This window comes from Phormidesmis sp. 146-33, from assembly GCF_052939515.1.
Genome location: NZ_JBJPHU010000013.1, coordinates 42,257 through 59,077 on the forward strand (window position 1 = coordinate 42,257; position 16,821 = coordinate 59,077).

14 protein-coding genes are annotated in these 16,821 nt (G+C 47.2%); 7 read left to right on the forward strand and 7 right to left on the reverse strand.

Going from position 1 to position 16,821, the window contains the following annotated elements:
* Positions 1-82 precede the first annotated feature (82 nt).
* From ACJ2PR_RS07770 to ACJ2PR_RS07780, 3 genes are all read left to right on the forward strand, one after another.
* Positions 83-622, forward strand: a complete 540-nt coding sequence (locus tag ACJ2PR_RS07770) for a CAP domain-containing protein (protein ID WP_446867455.1) — start codon at positions 83-85, stop codon at positions 620-622.
* Between the two features lie 105 nt (positions 623-727).
* Positions 728-1,357 carry a ribonuclease H-like domain-containing protein gene (locus tag ACJ2PR_RS07775; protein WP_446876605.1) on the forward strand — a complete coding sequence of 210 codons (630 nt, stop codon included), beginning with the start codon at positions 728-730 and terminating at the stop codon, positions 1,355-1,357.
* 133 nt (positions 1,358-1,490) lie between these two features.
* Positions 1,491-1,709 carry a hypothetical protein gene (locus tag ACJ2PR_RS07780; RefSeq protein ID WP_446876606.1) on the forward strand — a complete coding sequence of 73 codons (219 nt, stop codon included), beginning with the start codon at positions 1,491-1,493 and terminating at the stop codon, positions 1,707-1,709.
* Positions 1,710-1,791: 82 nt separating this feature from the next.
* Here ACJ2PR_RS07780 and ACJ2PR_RS07785 read toward each other — a convergent pair whose 3' ends face one another.
* Positions 1,792-2,133: a hypothetical protein gene (locus ACJ2PR_RS07785; RefSeq protein WP_446876607.1), complete on the reverse strand. Its 342-nt coding sequence runs from the start codon at positions 2,131-2,133 to the stop codon at positions 1,792-1,794.
* A 147-nt stretch (positions 2,134-2,280) separates the two neighbouring features.
* Between ACJ2PR_RS07785 and ACJ2PR_RS07790 the strand changes: the two genes are divergently transcribed.
* Together ACJ2PR_RS07790 and ACJ2PR_RS07795 are read left to right on the forward strand one after the other, a co-directional pair.
* A complete protein-coding gene (locus ACJ2PR_RS07790; protein WP_446876608.1) occupies positions 2,281-3,897 on the forward strand; it encodes a C2 family cysteine protease in 1,617 nt (538 codons plus the stop codon).
* Between the two features lie 476 nt (positions 3,898-4,373).
* Positions 4,374-5,276, forward strand: a complete 903-nt coding sequence (locus tag ACJ2PR_RS07795) for a cation diffusion facilitator family transporter (protein WP_446876609.1) — start codon at positions 4,374-4,376, stop codon at positions 5,274-5,276.
* 107 nt (positions 5,277-5,383) lie between these two features.
* Here ACJ2PR_RS07795 and ACJ2PR_RS07800 read toward each other — a convergent pair whose 3' ends face one another.
* The 4 genes from ACJ2PR_RS07800 to ACJ2PR_RS07815 form a co-directional block, all read right to left on the reverse strand.
* Entirely contained in the window at positions 5,384-6,055 is a 672-nt protein-coding gene (locus ACJ2PR_RS07800; protein ID WP_446867449.1) for a LabA-like NYN domain-containing protein, read from the reverse strand.
* A gap of 505 nt (positions 6,056-6,560) precedes the next feature.
* Positions 6,561-7,415 carry a cyanophycinase gene (locus ACJ2PR_RS07805; RefSeq protein WP_446856395.1) on the reverse strand — a complete coding sequence of 285 codons (855 nt, stop codon included), beginning with the start codon at positions 7,413-7,415 and terminating at the stop codon, positions 6,561-6,563.
* Positions 7,416-7,509: 94 nt separating this feature from the next.
* Positions 7,510-8,535, reverse strand: a complete 1,026-nt coding sequence (locus tag ACJ2PR_RS07810; RefSeq protein ID WP_446876610.1) for a DUF1350 family protein — start codon at positions 8,533-8,535, stop codon at positions 7,510-7,512.
* A 595-nt stretch (positions 8,536-9,130) separates the two neighbouring features.
* The gene (locus tag ACJ2PR_RS07815; protein ID WP_446876611.1) at positions 9,131-9,994 is read right to left on the reverse strand and encodes a hypothetical protein; all 864 of its coding nucleotides are present in this window, start codon (positions 9,992-9,994) and stop codon (positions 9,131-9,133) included.
* Between the two features lie 101 nt (positions 9,995-10,095).
* On the opposite strand from ACJ2PR_RS07815, the gene ACJ2PR_RS07820 reads away from it, so the two are divergent.
* Complete coding sequence (locus ACJ2PR_RS07820; protein ID WP_446876612.1) at positions 10,096-10,971, forward strand: GNAT family N-acetyltransferase; 876 nt, start codon at positions 10,096-10,098, stop codon at positions 10,969-10,971.
* A gap of 475 nt (positions 10,972-11,446) precedes the next feature.
* On the opposite strand, the gene ACJ2PR_RS07825 is transcribed toward ACJ2PR_RS07820, so the two are convergent.
* Positions 11,447-11,848, reverse strand: coding sequence for a transposase (locus ACJ2PR_RS07825; RefSeq protein WP_446876613.1), 402 nt, complete (start codon positions 11,846-11,848; stop codon positions 11,447-11,449).
* A 170-nt stretch (positions 11,849-12,018) separates the two neighbouring features.
* Between ACJ2PR_RS07825 and ACJ2PR_RS07830 the strand changes: the two genes are divergently transcribed.
* Positions 12,019-12,711: a chemotaxis protein CheW gene (locus ACJ2PR_RS07830; protein WP_446876614.1), complete on the forward strand. Its 693-nt coding sequence runs from the start codon at positions 12,019-12,021 to the stop codon at positions 12,709-12,711.
* A gap of 96 nt (positions 12,712-12,807) precedes the next feature.
* On the opposite strand, the gene ACJ2PR_RS07835 is transcribed toward ACJ2PR_RS07830, so the two are convergent.
* Positions 12,808-16,551: a hypothetical protein gene (locus ACJ2PR_RS07835; protein WP_446876615.1), complete on the reverse strand. Its 3,744-nt coding sequence runs from the start codon at positions 16,549-16,551 to the stop codon at positions 12,808-12,810.
* Between the last annotated feature and the right edge of the window lie 270 nt (positions 16,552-16,821).

Below are 16,821 nucleotides of genomic sequence, written 5' to 3' on the forward strand. Positions count from 1 at the left end.
TCGACTAAGTGACTATCATTACAAAGCGGGAACCTGTAAATTCTCGATACGTCAACCGTTAAGTTGTATAAAAGGGCTGTCCATGCTGAAAAACCTTTTGTCTGGAGTCACGATCGGCACGATAGCGATCGCAAGCAATTTGAGCCTGACTCAGTGCGCTCATAGCTTTACTCCGGCCACACTGCCGCAGGCTACTTCTACAGCACCCAAACTGATTGCTCAAGCCGATCCATCATTAGCCGCGATGGAGCAATCCATTCTCAAGCAGATCAACCAATATCGCGCCACTCGCAAACTACCCGCCCTAAAGCTGGATTCTTCTATCACTCAGCAGGCGAGGCTTCATAGCCAAAATATGGCGAGTGGAAGGGTGTCTTTTGGTCATCAAGGCTTTGACCAGCGCATTCAAGAAATTGGTAAGACGATCGCTTATCGGGCTGCCGCCGAAAATGTGGCCTACAACATGGGCTACAAAGATCCGGCAACTCAGACTGTACAAGGCTGGCTCAAGAGTCCGGGGCATCTGAGAAACATTCAGGGGCAATTCAATCTCACCGGGATTGGCGTAAGCAAAAATGCCAAAAATGAGATCTACTTTACGCAGTTGTTTATCCGTGGATAGTACAAATTGGGAGTAGGAAAGGGAGCTTAGGGAATCAAAAAGGACTAGAATAATCGGGCAAATCACAGCAGGGCAGCATCTCCCTCCCGATTCCTACTCTTTTTTATGGACTCCAACGATTTTCAAATCTACACGGGCGATCTCTCCGCTGACATGCTGGAGACTTATTTGCAGACAGACGCGCTGGCCGTTGATACCGAAACGATGGGGTTGTTGCCTCTGCGCGATCGGCTTTGTCTTGTTCAACTCTGTGATGCTAGCGATCGGGTGACGGTCGTGCGAATTGATCGAGGTCAGACTCAAGCGCCTCATCTCAAACAGCTTTTAGAAGCGCCTCACATTACAAAAATCTTTCACTTTGCCCGATTCGATATCACGACGCTGCGCCATCATTTGGGCATTCAGGTCAATCCTATCTTTTGCACAAAAATTGCCAGCAAGCTAATTCGCACTTATGCGCCGCGTCATGGTCTTAAGGATCTGATTCAGGAATTGGAGGGGGTGGAGTTAGACAAGAGTGCTGGAAGCTCTGATTGGGGCAACGCGATGAATTTATCTGAAGCCCAGCTTCGCTATGCGGCGAATGATGTCCGCTATTTGATCAGCGCTCGGCAAAAGTTAATCACCATGCTAGAGCGAGAGGAGCGACTAGACCTGGCTGAACAGTGTTTCCAATGTCTTCCCGTCTTTGCATCGCTGGACTTATTGCAATATCAAAACATCTTCGAGCATTAACAAAAATCTTCAAACATCCCACTGATGACGAATTTCTGGCACCGAGGCTGAAACTCTTACAGATTGGGAACGATAACCAGACCTCTTACAGATTCACTAACAAGAGGCTTAATAGAAATCCTTCTGATGTAATATGCTTGAACCAATCCAAATCGATAACTCAGTCATTTCCTTCACAGCACCCAAGTTTCACTTTGGGCAAAAAGTTCAAGTAAACCAAAGACCTGGTTATATCCTTGGAGCACAGCGCGAAAAGTATTGTTGGAGCTATTTAATTGTCGAGGGCGCTCCGCCAAACAACGCCAGTAACGAGCATTGGCATGTAGAAACCGACATCTCTCCAATGGAGTAGAGCCAATCTAAATACATACAAATGCCTGCAAAAGCTTCTCTAAGATCAGTCTAAGGGAGGCTTTTTGCTTTCAAACTAAAATTTAGCTAGATTGTTCCATATACTGGTTGAGATCGTCAATGATCCGACTTAGTTCAGCTTCGGTGGTGATGCGAATCCGATCGTCCCTCAATGTAATCAGCACTTTGGCGGCGAATGGAGTAGGCCAAATATTGGGGTTGCAGAAGATTTCTAGAAAAACATCGCCCGTGTAGCGATATTCCATCGGCTTTTGGGGCGTTGCTCTAGTGCCAAGAGTCTTGGTAGCAGTAACTTTCAGGCTTTCCATCAGTTGAGCGATCGCTCCCTTTAGGTCGGCAGCGGCTTCGGGGGTAAACCGAAAAGTAACAGAACCTTCGATTAAATTTAGAGTCAGGGATGTCATGGCATAAAGCGATAAATCTTTCTTTTATGGTACGGCGATCGGGCTTCTAGAAATGTCTTTTTTGATTTCCGTTTTTTCATTTTCTCCCAAACCTGTGCTGTTATTGAAAACAGGGGGAAGGCTTAACTAGATTTGTGAAGCTAAAAAATGAGTCGCAAATCAGCCCCGATCGCTCATACAAGGACAGAACAGATGCCCACATCGGATCGCCTCCAACTTGATGCCAACCCCTTGAGTTTCTGGAGTTGTGATGCTCCGCTACAGACTGCTCTTGCGGTGAGTGCTGCTTCTCAGTCCGGTGTGGGAGGCTCGGTTCAGCCTGGGGTCTCTACTCAGGAGATGGACTTGGGAACGCTAGCCGGGACTCGCATATTAAGGGGTGATGTGAGCGATCGCAATCCCTCAGACAACTATCGATTTAGCGTTACCTCCAGCATTTCTGCCAGCATTACCTTAACTGGGTTGGCTAGTGACGCAGATATTCAATTAGTCCGCGATACTAACGGTAATAAAATTGTAGATGACAGTGATTCTATTGTTAATTCTCTTCAACGGGGCAGTGTTGCCGAATTAATTGGCGCAGAGTTATCTATCGGAACTTACTTTGTACAAGTCAAACAATTTAGCGGTGACACTCGCTATCATCTCAGCATTTCCGAAGGCGATTGGTTTAGTACTAACTTACGCGATGCAGGACTGATTGGCGAAGCGCGCTACTTACTGTTTGCAGACGGCTCCCTCAATCGCAACGACATGATTACGCTGCTTCGAGAAACCAAAGACTACAGCACGATCGACCCTACAGAATTGACCGACTTGAGAGCGATCGTGACTCATGCGGCTCAGTTTGGAATGCCAGAATACGTCAAGGTTCTTGCCAACAAAGTCGTCTACAGTGAACCCGCCAATCTGCGCTCTGGAATCGGCAGTCTCTATGCCAACAGCAGCGCTGGACAACTCGATCGTCTGATCGGCAAATGGTTTTTGGGACAGGATCGTCCGATCGCGCTTTCCTACGATCGCACTACAACTTATCAATACGAGTCTGTAAATGGCGATCTCTTTCAAAACGGAATCAGCTACCAAGATATCGTGCAGCAAGATGTATCAAACTGCTACTTGCTTTCGGCGTTGGGGGCGGTTGCGTTGCGCGCTCCTAATACCATTCTCAGCATGTTGATTGACAATCGAGACGACACTTACACGGTTCGCTTTTTTAACAAGGGCGTTGCAGATTATGTGACGGTCGATCGCTTTCTGCCCGTTCGTCCCGAAGGAGCGGCGGCCTTTGCCAGTTGGGGGGGCGGTCACTTCACCAATCCTAATAACGAACTGTGGGTCGCCCTCATCGAGAAAGCCTATGCTCAACTCAATGAATCAGGCTGGATCGGTCAAGACAATAGCAACTCTTACAACGGTAAAACGATTGCGACTACAGCCACTTTTACCAACGCCAGTGGAATCAACTACGGTTGGCCAGACGACACGCTGACACAACTGACAGGACGCACTACGAGCAGTCACACCCAACCCAATAACGCCAATCATCTGATCAGCTTAATGAACGCTGGCAGCATGGTTGCACTCAACACAAGAGCGACGGTTGAGTATGGCATTGTGGCCAATCACTCTTACACACTTCTCAACTACAACGCCATCAGCGATCGCTTTCAGCTTTACAATCCCTGGGGCACTCAAATCGAAGTCACACGCAAACAGATTGCAGATAACTTCAGCAGTTGGGATTTTACAACCGTCTCTTGACAGGTTTAACGAAATGAAGACAACAACGATAGCTCCGCCTATTGATAGATTCTAAGTTGCTCAAGAAAGAAAACAACACTTTCTTAACGTCAGTTCGATGAGAGTGACTCGCTTCGTTTCAATCGGCTTCAGCCCCCTAAATCCCCCACAAGTGAGGGACTTTGAACGAGAAATATTGTCTCAAAGTCCCCCAAAATTGGGGGGTTGAGGGGCAGAAGTGCTGAATAACGAAGTGAGAAAACTCCATCGAATTCACGTTTTCTTAAATGACAAAGATACACATAAAGAAACAGCCTCTCAATCACAAAGACTTGCGCTTTTAACCGTCTTGCTCGATCGCTAGTTGACAGTAGCCTCAAGAGTTCACACACGCTATAGAAAGCTGAATTCTATAAGCAGTCAAGACTTCAGAATTTTTTAGCCCGCTCTGTTCTACACTAATCGTCATAGCAACTAAACGGTATCAGGTGGATCTTGTGATTCTGGACAATCGATCGACAGTACGCAAAGTATTAGTCGTTACTCTACTGCTCAACCTATTTGTCATGGCGCTCAAAACCGTCGTTGGATACTCAACAGGGTCGCTGAGTCTGCTGGCGGATGCCCTTCATAGCCTCACCGATAGCGCTAATAATATTTTGGGATTGATTGCCAGTCGCTTTTCATCTCCTCAGCCCGATCGCGACCATCCCTACGGACACCAAAAGTTTGAGGCGGTCGGCGCACTGGGCATTTCTGCCTTTCTAGGAATTGCTTGTTTTGAGATTATTCAAGGCGCGATCGAACGGCTGATTGGCACCAACAAACCCATTCAAATCTCTGCAACCGAACTCTGGCTACTATTGCTGGTTTTGGGCGTGAATATCTTTGTGGCATTCTATGAGCGGGGAGAAGGAAAACGGGTCAGCAGTCCGATTTTGATTGCGGATGCCCAACACACCATGAGCGACGTGTGGGTGACGATTAGCGTGTTGGCTGGTTTGATTGGGATCTGGGCGTTTAACTGGCAATGGCTGGATGTGGCGTTGTCTTTTCCGGTGGCGATTCTGGTTTTTACGAGTGGATGGTCAGTGCTGCGCCAAAATTTGCCCTGGCTAGTGGATGAGATGGCGATCGCGCCCGAAGCGATTTACGAAACTGCAACGCAGGTGCCTGGAGTCCTAAATTGTCATGACATTGCCTCGCGGGGAGTGGTCGGTCGTCAATCTTTTATTGAAATGCACCTGATTGTAGATGCTCAAGATGTCGAGACGGCGCACCACATTACCGAAGAAGTCGAAACTCGGCTGGCGGAAAAGTACAGTCCTGTCAGAGTCCTGATTCACGTAGAGCCACCCGCTTATCAATCAGATCACATTAGCTATGAGGCGCGATCGTAAGACTCGTCTGCGAATAGTCACACCACAGTTTGGATTCAGGAGAGTTGGAAGGAGTCGATCGACTGCCCCACAACCCCGATCACCCAACAAGACCGCCACACTTTTGACTACAGTCTTTGAATATCTTGGCGAATGGTTTCGAGATCGATGTAGGAATCAGCAACGTTAATCAACGTATCATTGGTCATCGAACGCAAGCTAACCACTTCGATTTGCACACCTTGATAGCTAATTTGATTGACTGCATAAGTCAAATCGCCATCGCCACTGAGCAAAATCATCGTGTCGCAGTGAGCCGCCAATGTCAGCATATCGATCGCAATCTCAATATCCAGATTCGCCTTTTTGGAACCATCTGGAAGCTGGATTAAATCTTTAGTAACCACTCGATAGCCATTGCGCCGCATCCAATGTAAAAACCCTTGCTGCTTTTCGTTGGAGCGATCGACCCCCGTGTAAAAATAAGCCCGCACCAGACGACGATTTTTGGTTAAATAAGCCAGCAGCCGCGCATAATCGATTTCTAAATTGAGTTGAGAAGCCGCATAAAACAGATTGGAGCCATCAACCAAAATCACCACGCGATCAGACTCACGATAATCTAGAGCGTCATCGGTGTAGCGATCGCGCAAAATTCCAGTGTGCAGGTCACGAGAGCGTCTGTCATCTCCCACCTTTGACTGCTCGGTAAACGCAATCCAGGGTTGATTTGGCGGATGATCAGATTCAAACTTTTTAGAGGACTCTCCATCCCGTCGTGGTCGTGGAACTAGCTGCATTTTGAATGACTCCTTTAGAGCGGCATTTCGATCGAACTCATGGATGGAAAATTCGCCGTTAAAATAATTAAGTAAACATGACAGTGAACTGAAATAGGCACAGAGCTTCAAGAGTGGCTCGTTTTGAAAAGGAAGTAGGAGAAACTGCCCAGGCCTCAAACTCCGAATAGGTCAAACCCTGCCTTCAGAATCGTGTTCACAGTCTATCCTAAACGGAGAATTGAAGAGTCGGTTAAACTTCTCCTAAATCGCGTTTAAAGAAATTGAACAGTTCTTATCTTTTTTTATCTATTACTTGATTTCCCTAACAGTCTCTAGCATCGTTTGATACAAACACACAAATCTTATTATTTCTTAAGTATTAGTCCGACTTAATATGACTGATTAGTAAATCAAACCTTTCACATAAACAGATCCCCGACTTCTTGATGAAACCAGGGATCTGAGGAGATGTTGAATTTAACTTGTCAGCTTGCTATGAAGTTGACTATCAACTCACTGCTGACTAGTCGATCGGCTGCCGCTTCTCTAAGTCAAATTTGTAGCCTTGGGGCAGAATGTGCAACGTGGCACCACACAAAGCAAGTGGCTCATCTTTGAGAAGTTCATCAACGTTGTTATGAGTGATATTGGCAACATCCACAATTGTCACTGCCCCTTCGCCAATCACTTCTAACTCTTTGCCATTGATAGCGATCGCTGTATTTTCATCAATGCCAAATCCTAGATTAACAGGTTGTTGAGCAACGGCTGATAGGAGACGGCCAATTCTGCCGCGTTGGGCAAAGTGTTGATCGACCACCACACCTGGCAAAAAGCCCATGCCGCGATCCATTTGGGCAACTTCCATCCGAGGATTGGTTTCTGATTCGCCTTCAACAATCATCATGTCGGGCATCATCGCCGCGCCTGCACTCGTCCCCGCAATCACAATGCCTTCTGAAAACCGCTTATGCAACAAGGCTTCTAGTTCTGTGTCTTTGAGCAACTCGGTGATCCGTGCCTGATTGCCTCCCGTAAAAAAGACACCCGTTGCTTGCTCGATCAGTTCCAACGCTCTTGGGTCACTGGCATCTTCTGGTTTGGCATTGTCCAAAACTTTGACGCTCGCAACGCCCATTCCCTCAAAAAGTTCGGTGTATTGGGTGCCAACTTCTCCGGGCAATCCTGTTGCAACAGTCATGATCACAAGTCGCGCTTGCAGACCGCCCGATCGCCGCACAAATTCCCGCAGGATTTTGCAATCTCCTTCTTTGTCTTCTGCCCCACCAATGATTACTAGCTGTCCGTGTGTTTCGGGCAATGCGACACTTTCTTGAGGTTCAGTTTCTGCTGCCTCTTGCACCTGATTTGCGACCATGCTGCCTCCGAATTTGTGAGTATGTTGTTCACTAAATCATGACAGCCCAGCCACAAATAACATCCAATTGGTAGATTTCAATACAAAACATCTCTCAGTCTTGTGAAATAGAGACTGCTGACACTGGAATTTTTATACTATTTTTTATACTATTATTGTCCTCTAAGCTTTGAACATTTGAAGCCAGGTTAGGAGCTTGTTGGCGTTGCTGCAACTCTTTTAGAAATTGAAGAACATTATCTTCGAGGGGACGATCGCTAATTCTCTTGACAAACTTATCAAAGGGATTGAGATCCACGATGAATGATCCAATTTTCACGCCCACAGGTTCGAGATGTTTACCCAAAAGCTCTTGATGGAGTAGTGGAAAAGCCCGTTGCTTAAGTTGATTTAGTAACCACAAAACATCATTCTCGGTGTATGGTTTTTGTCCAGGATTGGCAACACTTCCAGCAATGGTGTCGCGATCAAAAGAGATCAAGCCCGTCAAATTAAATAAATCACTTTGAGCAATCAAACATTGGGTCTGTTTGCGCGTAGGTAATACACCTAATTGAAGGCGATCGAGCAGTTGAGCCAGCGCCCGAATCGGAATCGCACTCTCGGTATCTGAAATATCGGGTGCCAGCAAAAGTGAGGGTTGTCCCTTGATCGAAACGGTATTGGGGCGAAGGTCAGCAATGGCGTGTTTGAGTTGCTCAACTTGACGAGCATTTGTACAGGTTTCTAGAAGAGAAGGCCAGCGATCGTCGCTCAAAAATTCTAGTAGTGCAATGTATTTGCAGCCGAGACTGTGACCCATCCAAAAGTAGCGAGTTTTGTCTTGATAAAGGTCACATTCGTAGCCCAACTGTTGAGCCGTCAGCGCAATTTCTCGCCGCAGTTCATCCTGTTCTTTGAGTAGACCTACCGCCAGCGGCCAATGCCGAAAGCTAAACCGAAACGGCAGCGCAATCACTGTATAACCTGCCTCATAGACCCGTCTAAGCAAGTATCGGTAAAACAGTGTGGGAAACGTGCCAAAAAAAGCGCCTCCCATAAACTGTACTACGCCCCTCGGTTGAGGATGAATTGCAACCCAGCTAAAAGAAAGCGGCCGAAAGCAAAATTCTGCATTCATGACAGTGAAGGAGGAAGAGAAAGGACGGGAAACGGAAAGTGTGATTGTGGGCAGCGATCGTTTCTCAGGAGAATTCGACGATGAACTCAACGCAATGCTTTAGTTTGGTTGCATCAAGTTGTCCCTCAAATTCCGCACTTGTAAGGGACTTTGAACCAAAGATTCTGTCTGAAAGTCCCCCAGGTTGAGGGGTTCTGCCGTGTACGCACAAGTTGATCAATCTGTCATTGCTGAGATCCTTCGCCCCCTAAATCCCCCAAAAATGGGGGACTTTGAGCCGTCGTCATGGCTCTGAACTTTGGAAATCTTTCCTTGGTCAAAGTCCCCCAGAATGGGGGATTTAGGGGGCTGAAGCCGCCTGAAACGAAGCGACGACTTGTGTATACACGGTAGGGCTGGGAGGCAGAAGCACCTGAAACCGAAGCAGAAAACTTTGTCGAACTTACGTCGATCGAGGCTTCAACGCGAATTGTTGTAAATTCAATAAAGTCGTTGACTGCGTTATTGATCACGTCGTCTAATCAAACCCTCTAGTTAGGGAGAACTTCAAGCCATAAGTTTTGGTTCAAAGTTCCCCCATGAAGGATTTAACAACTTAGAGCGCAGACATTCTCAGCGGTAGATTTAGCTCGGCGAACGATTGATTTAAGGTTTCAATTTCGTTCCCATTTCCACTTCCGTTACCGTTGCCATTAGATAACATTGCAGCCAACATTGACACAAGATTTGCGGAGTCGGTTCCGGTTCCATTGGCAGGGGGCAGACTGGGGATTTCAGAAGTGACTTCGATTCCAACTGCACTACCGGGCACCAACAGTCTAGAAGGCTCAGAGGGCACCAGATTCAGCGCTTTGCCGCTTGCCAATGCTAGAGAGTAGTTGATTTGGTCAAAGTCAGCACTGTTGGGATTGCTGGGGAAATCGTTGGGCAAAAACGTGCCGCGAATTTCAGCATTGAGTAGCACTTTGGCGGGCTGAGGCAGTTGGGGTTTGCCAATCAGTTTTTCAAACGGAGTCGAACCCGAAAAATCGCGAGGCAACGACAGCGACACATAGCCGCGAATTTCTAACTGGGGATCAGGCAAACTGGCAAACTTGGTGACATCAGGTAGCAGTTCGACAGAAGCCGTTTTTTGAGCAGGAATAATGAACTCCTGGCTCACATATCGACCCGTCATGCCAATGCGATTGAGCGTCAAGATGTTGTTAAACCCAGCAATGTCGTAGATCAAAAAGGTGTTGCCTTCTAGAATGCGATCGACCGCATCCATATCCGCGGGACTGTCAGGCAAACTGATGCGAAACTCTAATCGATATCTCAGATCTTTGGCTTCGAGGTTAGAGATTGTCAAAAAGTAGCCTTGAACGACGCGACGCGCAACCGATTGCGCTGCGGGAGGTAATGCCATTTTAGGAGCAATCCGCTTGACCAAGAGTTCCAGGGTTGAGACTTCTATCATGGGTTCCTTTGAGAATTGGGTGTAGGCTGTACTTCTCAAATTCTGCTAATTTTCCTAAACTTCTACAGTGCCCATGCGGGTAATCTGTTTTGGAGGCAGGAATGAATGATTTGAAGGTGCGATCGATGTCGCTGGCGGATGTGCAATTGGCGTTAGATTGGGCTGCTCTGGAAGGCTGGAATCCGGGACTTGAGGACGCGATCGCGTTTTATGCAGCAGATCCCGCAGGCTTTCTCAAGGCAGAGATCAATGGAGAAATGATCGGCTGTATTTCGGCGGTTTGTTACGATCGCACCTTCGCATTCATCGGTCTATACATTGTCAAACCAGAGTGGCGGAAACGGGGCTACGGGCAACAGATTTGGCAAGCTGCGTGGCAGCAATTATCTACAAGATTAGAGCCGTCTCAGCACTGGATTGGACTGGATGGAGTGGTCGATCGAGAAGCCACTTGTTGCCGCCTTGAGTTTATCCCGGCTTATCGTCATGTTCGTCATGTTTATCAAGCGTCGAGCCATGCACAAGGATCTGCACCCGTCCCATCTGATGAAGTGACTCCATTAATCAATGTGCCGTTTGCAGAGCTTGCCCGTTATGATGCCGAACTCTTTTTAGCCAGTCGTCCTCACTTTCTAAAATTCTGGATATCTGTCCGAGGAGGAGCCGCCTACGGAGTGTTGTCCAGCGATCGCTTGGTGGGATATGGCGTGTTACGTCCCTGTCGTCAAGGTTTCAAAATTGGGGCTTTGTTTGCTGATCACGTTGACATTGCGGATTGTATTTTTCGTGCTTTGATCGGTCATGTTGCAGATCAACCTGTCTTCATTGATCTACCTGATGTGAATCCAGCGATCGCGTCTCTAATTCAAAAGTACCGACTACAGCCTGTGTTTACCTGTGTCCGCATGTATCATGGTCGGATTCCAGACGTAGAGAGCGATCGTATTTTTGGTGTCACCAGTTTGGAGTTAGGTTAGGTTTCATCTCTGATTTTTCAGGAACCCTCAAAAGAGGAGCCTTGACCTAATTCAAATGTATGAACCTAATAACTATGATGTGGAAGCTGAGTTAGTCTCGCCCTTCAAATCCAAATGCTTCTTAACAAGTTTCAACAGCTCTGGAGGGTGGGGAGGTTTAATTAAAAATTCGGTTGCACCGACCATTGTTGCACGGGTTCGATCAATTGAAGACTTGTTCTGGCCCGTAAGAATAATAATGGGGGTTTCTTTGAATGCAGGGGTATCTCGTAAAAATTTGCAGATACTATAGAATCCATTTGACATCTATTTAAGTTGCTAATCGCTTCACCATCAACCGAATGAAGCAAAGATTGAGCTTTGTTCTTGCATGTTCTAATGTCCACTCAAAGTTTTTGACCAAGTTCTTGCACCGTTCCACCCAACTATTAGACCGCTCTCTTGCCCAGTCGATGGCGGACGGAGGGAAACCCTCCTACAGGGCTGTGCGCTCAGTTACCCATCGCACTGCCATAGGCACAAACCCTGACTTGCCTTGAGCCGCCTTCTGAGCCTTGGACGGTTTCTCTGACACCTCAAACTCAATCTTAGTCATAATCTCTGGACAGACCTGCTCCAGCGCTTTCTGAAGCTTGTCAGGGTGATAGCCGTGGTCGAGCAAAAGGGTCGCCTTGGGCAGGTCGGAAGGCTTCTGTCGGAAGTAGTCGATGTTCTGGGTCAGCATCTCAATGAGTCCTTGGTCATCGGTCACATTCGCCCTGGTGCAGTGGGTAAAAAACGGAAAGCCTAAGCTATCAACCGCCAGATGCCGTTTGATCCCATTCGTCGCTTTGATTGCACACCATATCCTTGCTGATATTACGATTGCTGATATCACGATCAACGAGGAGATCTTTATCTTATACCAAATTCACTAGTTACTGATACAGATCCTCGCCCCCTAAATCCCCCATTTTGGGGGACTTTGAAACGGCTTCCCTGATGGGGGTTTTTCAAATCTGAGAGATAGAAATCGGTTAATTAACTGATTTTTATGAGTATCATTTGTTGGTTGATTTGGTATTAAACGCTCCAGAGGAGTGGGGCTGTTTTCCAGAGATTCAACAAAATATCACTAGCGTTGATTGGTTAAACAACAGAACTAATGGTAACGGTGATGACGATGGAGAGCGATCGGAGGGTCTTCAATCTTTATCAGTACAGCAGCTTAAATTTTGCTCAACTGCGACCTCGGAAGAAAGAGCAATTCTACAAGAGCGAACAAACAGGCTCAAACAATCCGCAGATGGGAAACATGCAGAAGGATTAAATTCTTTAGCGGTGATCGCGTTGGGCAATGAGGTCTTTGGGTTTGACTTGAAAATCATCAAAGAATTTCTAGATGTTCGTCAAGTCATTCCGATTCCTTGCTGCCCCGGTCATTTTGTTGGAAACATCAACTTTCGGGGTGAGATTCTTACTTTAATTGATATTAAGGGGTTGTTAAATCAGCCATTAAAGACGTTTGTTAGTCCTGCTAAAGTGATGGTCATCGAGGTTAATAGCCTTGTGGTTGGTATCGTGGTTGATGGAATTCGAGATACCATGTTTTTGTTAAATCCACGCAAATTGTCCAAGATCTCAAATGCGATCGAGTCCGTGCCCGTTGACTATCTTCAAGGAACAGTGCCTTATCAAGAGCGATCGCTGTACATTCTTGATCTACCTACATTATTTGCAAAAGGACTAATCACTCAGTAGAGTGACAAACTCTCTAGTTCAAAGTTATTTAGGAAAATGATACTAAAAGGGTAGTGAGAAGTGCTACCCTACGAGTCCTTCAAGTCTCCTTCCTCATCACTGCCATTCCTGTAGCTGAGAAAGCCAGTTTTGCATCAAGGTTGTGACTTGCTCTCGACGGGTTTCAAAGTTAGCAGCCACCCAGATTAGGAGAATTCCAATACACAGACCAATTACCCACTTGAGGAATGAGTAGACCGTAGCTAAAATCACAAGCTGATTGAATACATTAAGCAAAAAGACAGCCGTTCCGACATACAGAAATGCACGGGTCTTTAGTCCCAATCCAGCAAAAATCGCAATCAAACTGATAATGCCCGGAAGAATACCATAGTTCTCTTGAGTAAACAAAGCAACAATGCAAATTAAACCCACTCCACAAATCCGAACATGGTGCCGAGATTCATGCTTGTCTGATTGCTGAAAAGATGGCTCAATGTAAGCAAAGTACAAAATTGAAACCCCGATCGGTAGCACCTGCCAGAACAACAAATCAACATTCAGCCGATTTAACTGGCTCAAAACTAACCAATTTAGTAAGCCAACGCTGAGATAAGTCCAGCGCACTTCTCGACGAATGGAAGCAACTAAACTATAGAAAACGCCTGTAACAATCAGACTGAGCGGCTGTACGATCGCTGCCGTTCCCACCAGCACCAAAAGAGGAACCGCCAACGAAACCCTTTGCCAGGGGCGCTTTGCCCAACCCAACCGATCCCACGGAGTCACGAAGATCAAGAAGGCAGCGATCGCCGTAAGTGCCCCCGCATAAGGACGGAAAACGCTGCTAAAAATTCCGCTAAACCAGGGTTTTGTGCTGAGATACCAGGCTAATCCTGCGGCTTCTAAGAGACCTGCGTAGAGCCAAAATTCGGCTGTTGTGAGGCTAGGGTGTCGTCGTGCCTGAAAAATGGCATACAGCGAGAGGATCATTCCTGTTGTAAAACCAATTAGCGCTAAAGTCCCAGGAGTGGGGACAAGTAATGTGAGAACAGCCGCTCCGATTAAAATAAGGCTACTCATTCCCCAGTGAAGATGAGCCAGTTGTTTCACTTCGGCAAGACTTAATCGAAAGTAGTTTGACCACAGCGGAAATAGCCATCTGTAGAGCGCCATCAGAACGGCACCAAGAGTTGCCATAGCCATTAAGCGATCGCTCCAATCTAATGCCTGAATTTGATAAAACAGCAGTTCATAAGCCGATAGAGAGATGCCGATCGCGCCCAAATAAGTCAGTGGTTTAAGCGTCGGAAGGCGGCGACCGACTCCAATGGCAATCAGCGCCACACCCAGAGAAATCATGCCCGTCCACGCCTCAAAGGTTTGCAGACGCAGAAACAGCGCAAAACTACCGTAGACCAATGGCAATCCATGCCAACCCCAAACTCCATTTGTCTGCCGTCGATCGCCCACCACTTGAGTCGCCAATCCTAATCCGACGTTGATAATGCTCAGATAGGGAATGGAGGGTTCTGCCCAGGCCAGGCTTTCGGCAACTAGTAACTCTAAGCCCAGTCCGATGACCCAAAATGATAGCTCTGAGCGGGTTTGCCAGGTACGGGTGCTGGCGGCTGTCACGAGGAAAATTGCTGCCAGGACAACTAGGGAGGGCGAAGTAAGCGCTGCGTAAAGTGCGATCGCATGAACCGTTGAACCAATCAAAACCCCTGCACAGAGAAACAGGGCCCACCCATCGCTGGCAGTTTCATAAAGGGCAAGAATTTGTGAGGTTCGAGTTTGAAAGATTCGACGCAGTTGCCAAAGTACAGTGGCCGCGATGGCACCAACCAAAAGCCAACTTTCTGCTTCTCGCATTCCCGGCACCCAATGCCAAAGCAGCCAACTGATAAACGTTAAGCTGAACCCAATTGCGATCTGAGCCGCTTCGAGTTGGAGCAAACAGCGTGAGTTTACGACCGTCAATAAGGCTGCTAACCCCAAGCTAAAGAGTCCTGTTTCTGGAGATTGTAAGGTAAGAAACTGAGCCGCCAGAAGCGCGATCGTGCTGATGCAGCTTGCAATTCGTCGTCTGTCTGAGAATCGAACGGCAATTCCAGTTAACGCTAAAGGAATCACTAACCAACTGGTTGATAAAATTGGTGGAGCTTTCTCTAATAACAGCGTATAGGATGCAGCCGCGAAGCCGAATCCAACATACCAGGGGCTTTTCTGCAATACAGTTTGAACGGTTACGCTAAAAACCCACTCTGCGATCGTGAACACGAGCAAGACTCCTGCCCAATGGCTCTGGTCTAAATCTGGAAACCAATAGTGAATCGCAGATAGAATTGTAAATAACCCAGTGAGATGAGTGAAATGAACTAAAGAATCATAGGCTAAACGAGAACGACAGCGCCAGGTAACGCATACCAGCGTGACAGTCGATAAGAATAAATTACAGGTTTGAGTCAGGGGCACAAATACACTCAGCCCAGTGAACAAAATTCCCAACGCTAATGCAATTCTGGCAGCGAGTTTTTCTAAGGCTGGTTTCTGCTGCTGGTGCAACCATTCTGACAATGCTAGCGTGATAGGCACGTAGGGAAATAAAATCAACCCTAACAATGCTGCTGGGATTCCTTGAGTTTCAGTCAGGCGCGTAGAAAATTCAACAATCTGTACCTGAGTTGTCGGAGGAATCAAGCGCCAAAGTAACCAGGACATTTGTAGCGCGATCGCGACCAGTCCTACGACCTCAAATCGCCGCCAAAATCGACGCAGCCGTTCTACACAAACCCATAGCCCGATCGCACTCACGACCAGCGCCTGCCAGGGCACGCTGCCGACAGACACTAACCAGCCCAAACCAAGCAATCCACTGCTGAGTGACCACGATCGCCGCGATCGTTCTGTTTGTTGAGCAAATCGAGCCGTCAGCCAGCCACAAATTCCAAACGCCAGACCCAACTGAGCAACATCCACACCGACAATAAACACCGCCCGGATCAAGAGAAGCGCTAAGGCAAACCCAAGCAGTGACAGTAATTTGGACGACGATCGAGGACGTGCGATCGTTAGCCCAACCGCAGCAAGATAAATCGCTAAAATCGGAAATTGTGCAAATTCCCAACCGCTTTGTAAATAGCTGAGTCCCAAATAGCAGAGCAGCGATCGTGTTTTTTCGACGGCACTAGCAGAGAGTAACGAACTTTTAAATAGTGGAAATGTGATTGCTGTGAGAATCAAACCTGAGATCGCTGCCGTTACCCCATTCTGAAGCTGAAAAGACTGAAGGAGAAAACGGTCGATCGCCCAAAAATTAACCGGAACCAACAATAGCGCGATGATTTGTAGCGTCGAGGCTGTCAGCCGCAAATTTTCTTGACGACCCGCCCAGGTTGAGACACCCCAAAAGCTCAAGGTGTAAGCCAACAGCACAAGATACTGACCCACAGGCGGAAAGTTTTGCCACTGACTCGCCGCCAGCACCGCCGAAGACACAATCACCATAAACACGCCCAACACCAGCAGCCAAACGACGCTGAGTTCTGCCATGAAGGATTGCAAAAATCGAGTCAAAAAATTGCTCGGAGCCGGCCCAGGCTGAGAACGCTGTTCTCTGGGAATCGTTGTGATAAAGTCCGTGACTGCGACTTCCGACGGGTCACTCGAAGAGCTGGCTTCTCTGACAACGGGAGCCACCAAAACGTCTGACAAAGCACAAATTAAATAAAGACGGCTCAACGACTGAACTTGTCGATCGGTCAGTAAATCAAGCTGCAACCAGGCTTCTAACCCGTTCAACAGATTGGGATGACTGGCATCTAGATCGACGGTGATAGGGCGAGGAGAAGAGGTCATAGGACGCTTCTAAACAAGGTTGAATGGCAAATTACTAACGGCTAACCACTTGCGCTTCACTCTATCGGAGCGCCTCTTCTGGTAGCAGGATCAATCACCCATTTTCTCAACTGTCACAAAAACTGTCACATAGAGATGATTTACAAAAATTAGCTTCTGGCGATCGTGATTCCTGAAGTGATTAATTTAATTAACGCCAGGTAAGCAGCGGGCTATTAACTAATACAATTCGCAACACTCCGCAAAATCTCGGTATCCTTTACGAAATCT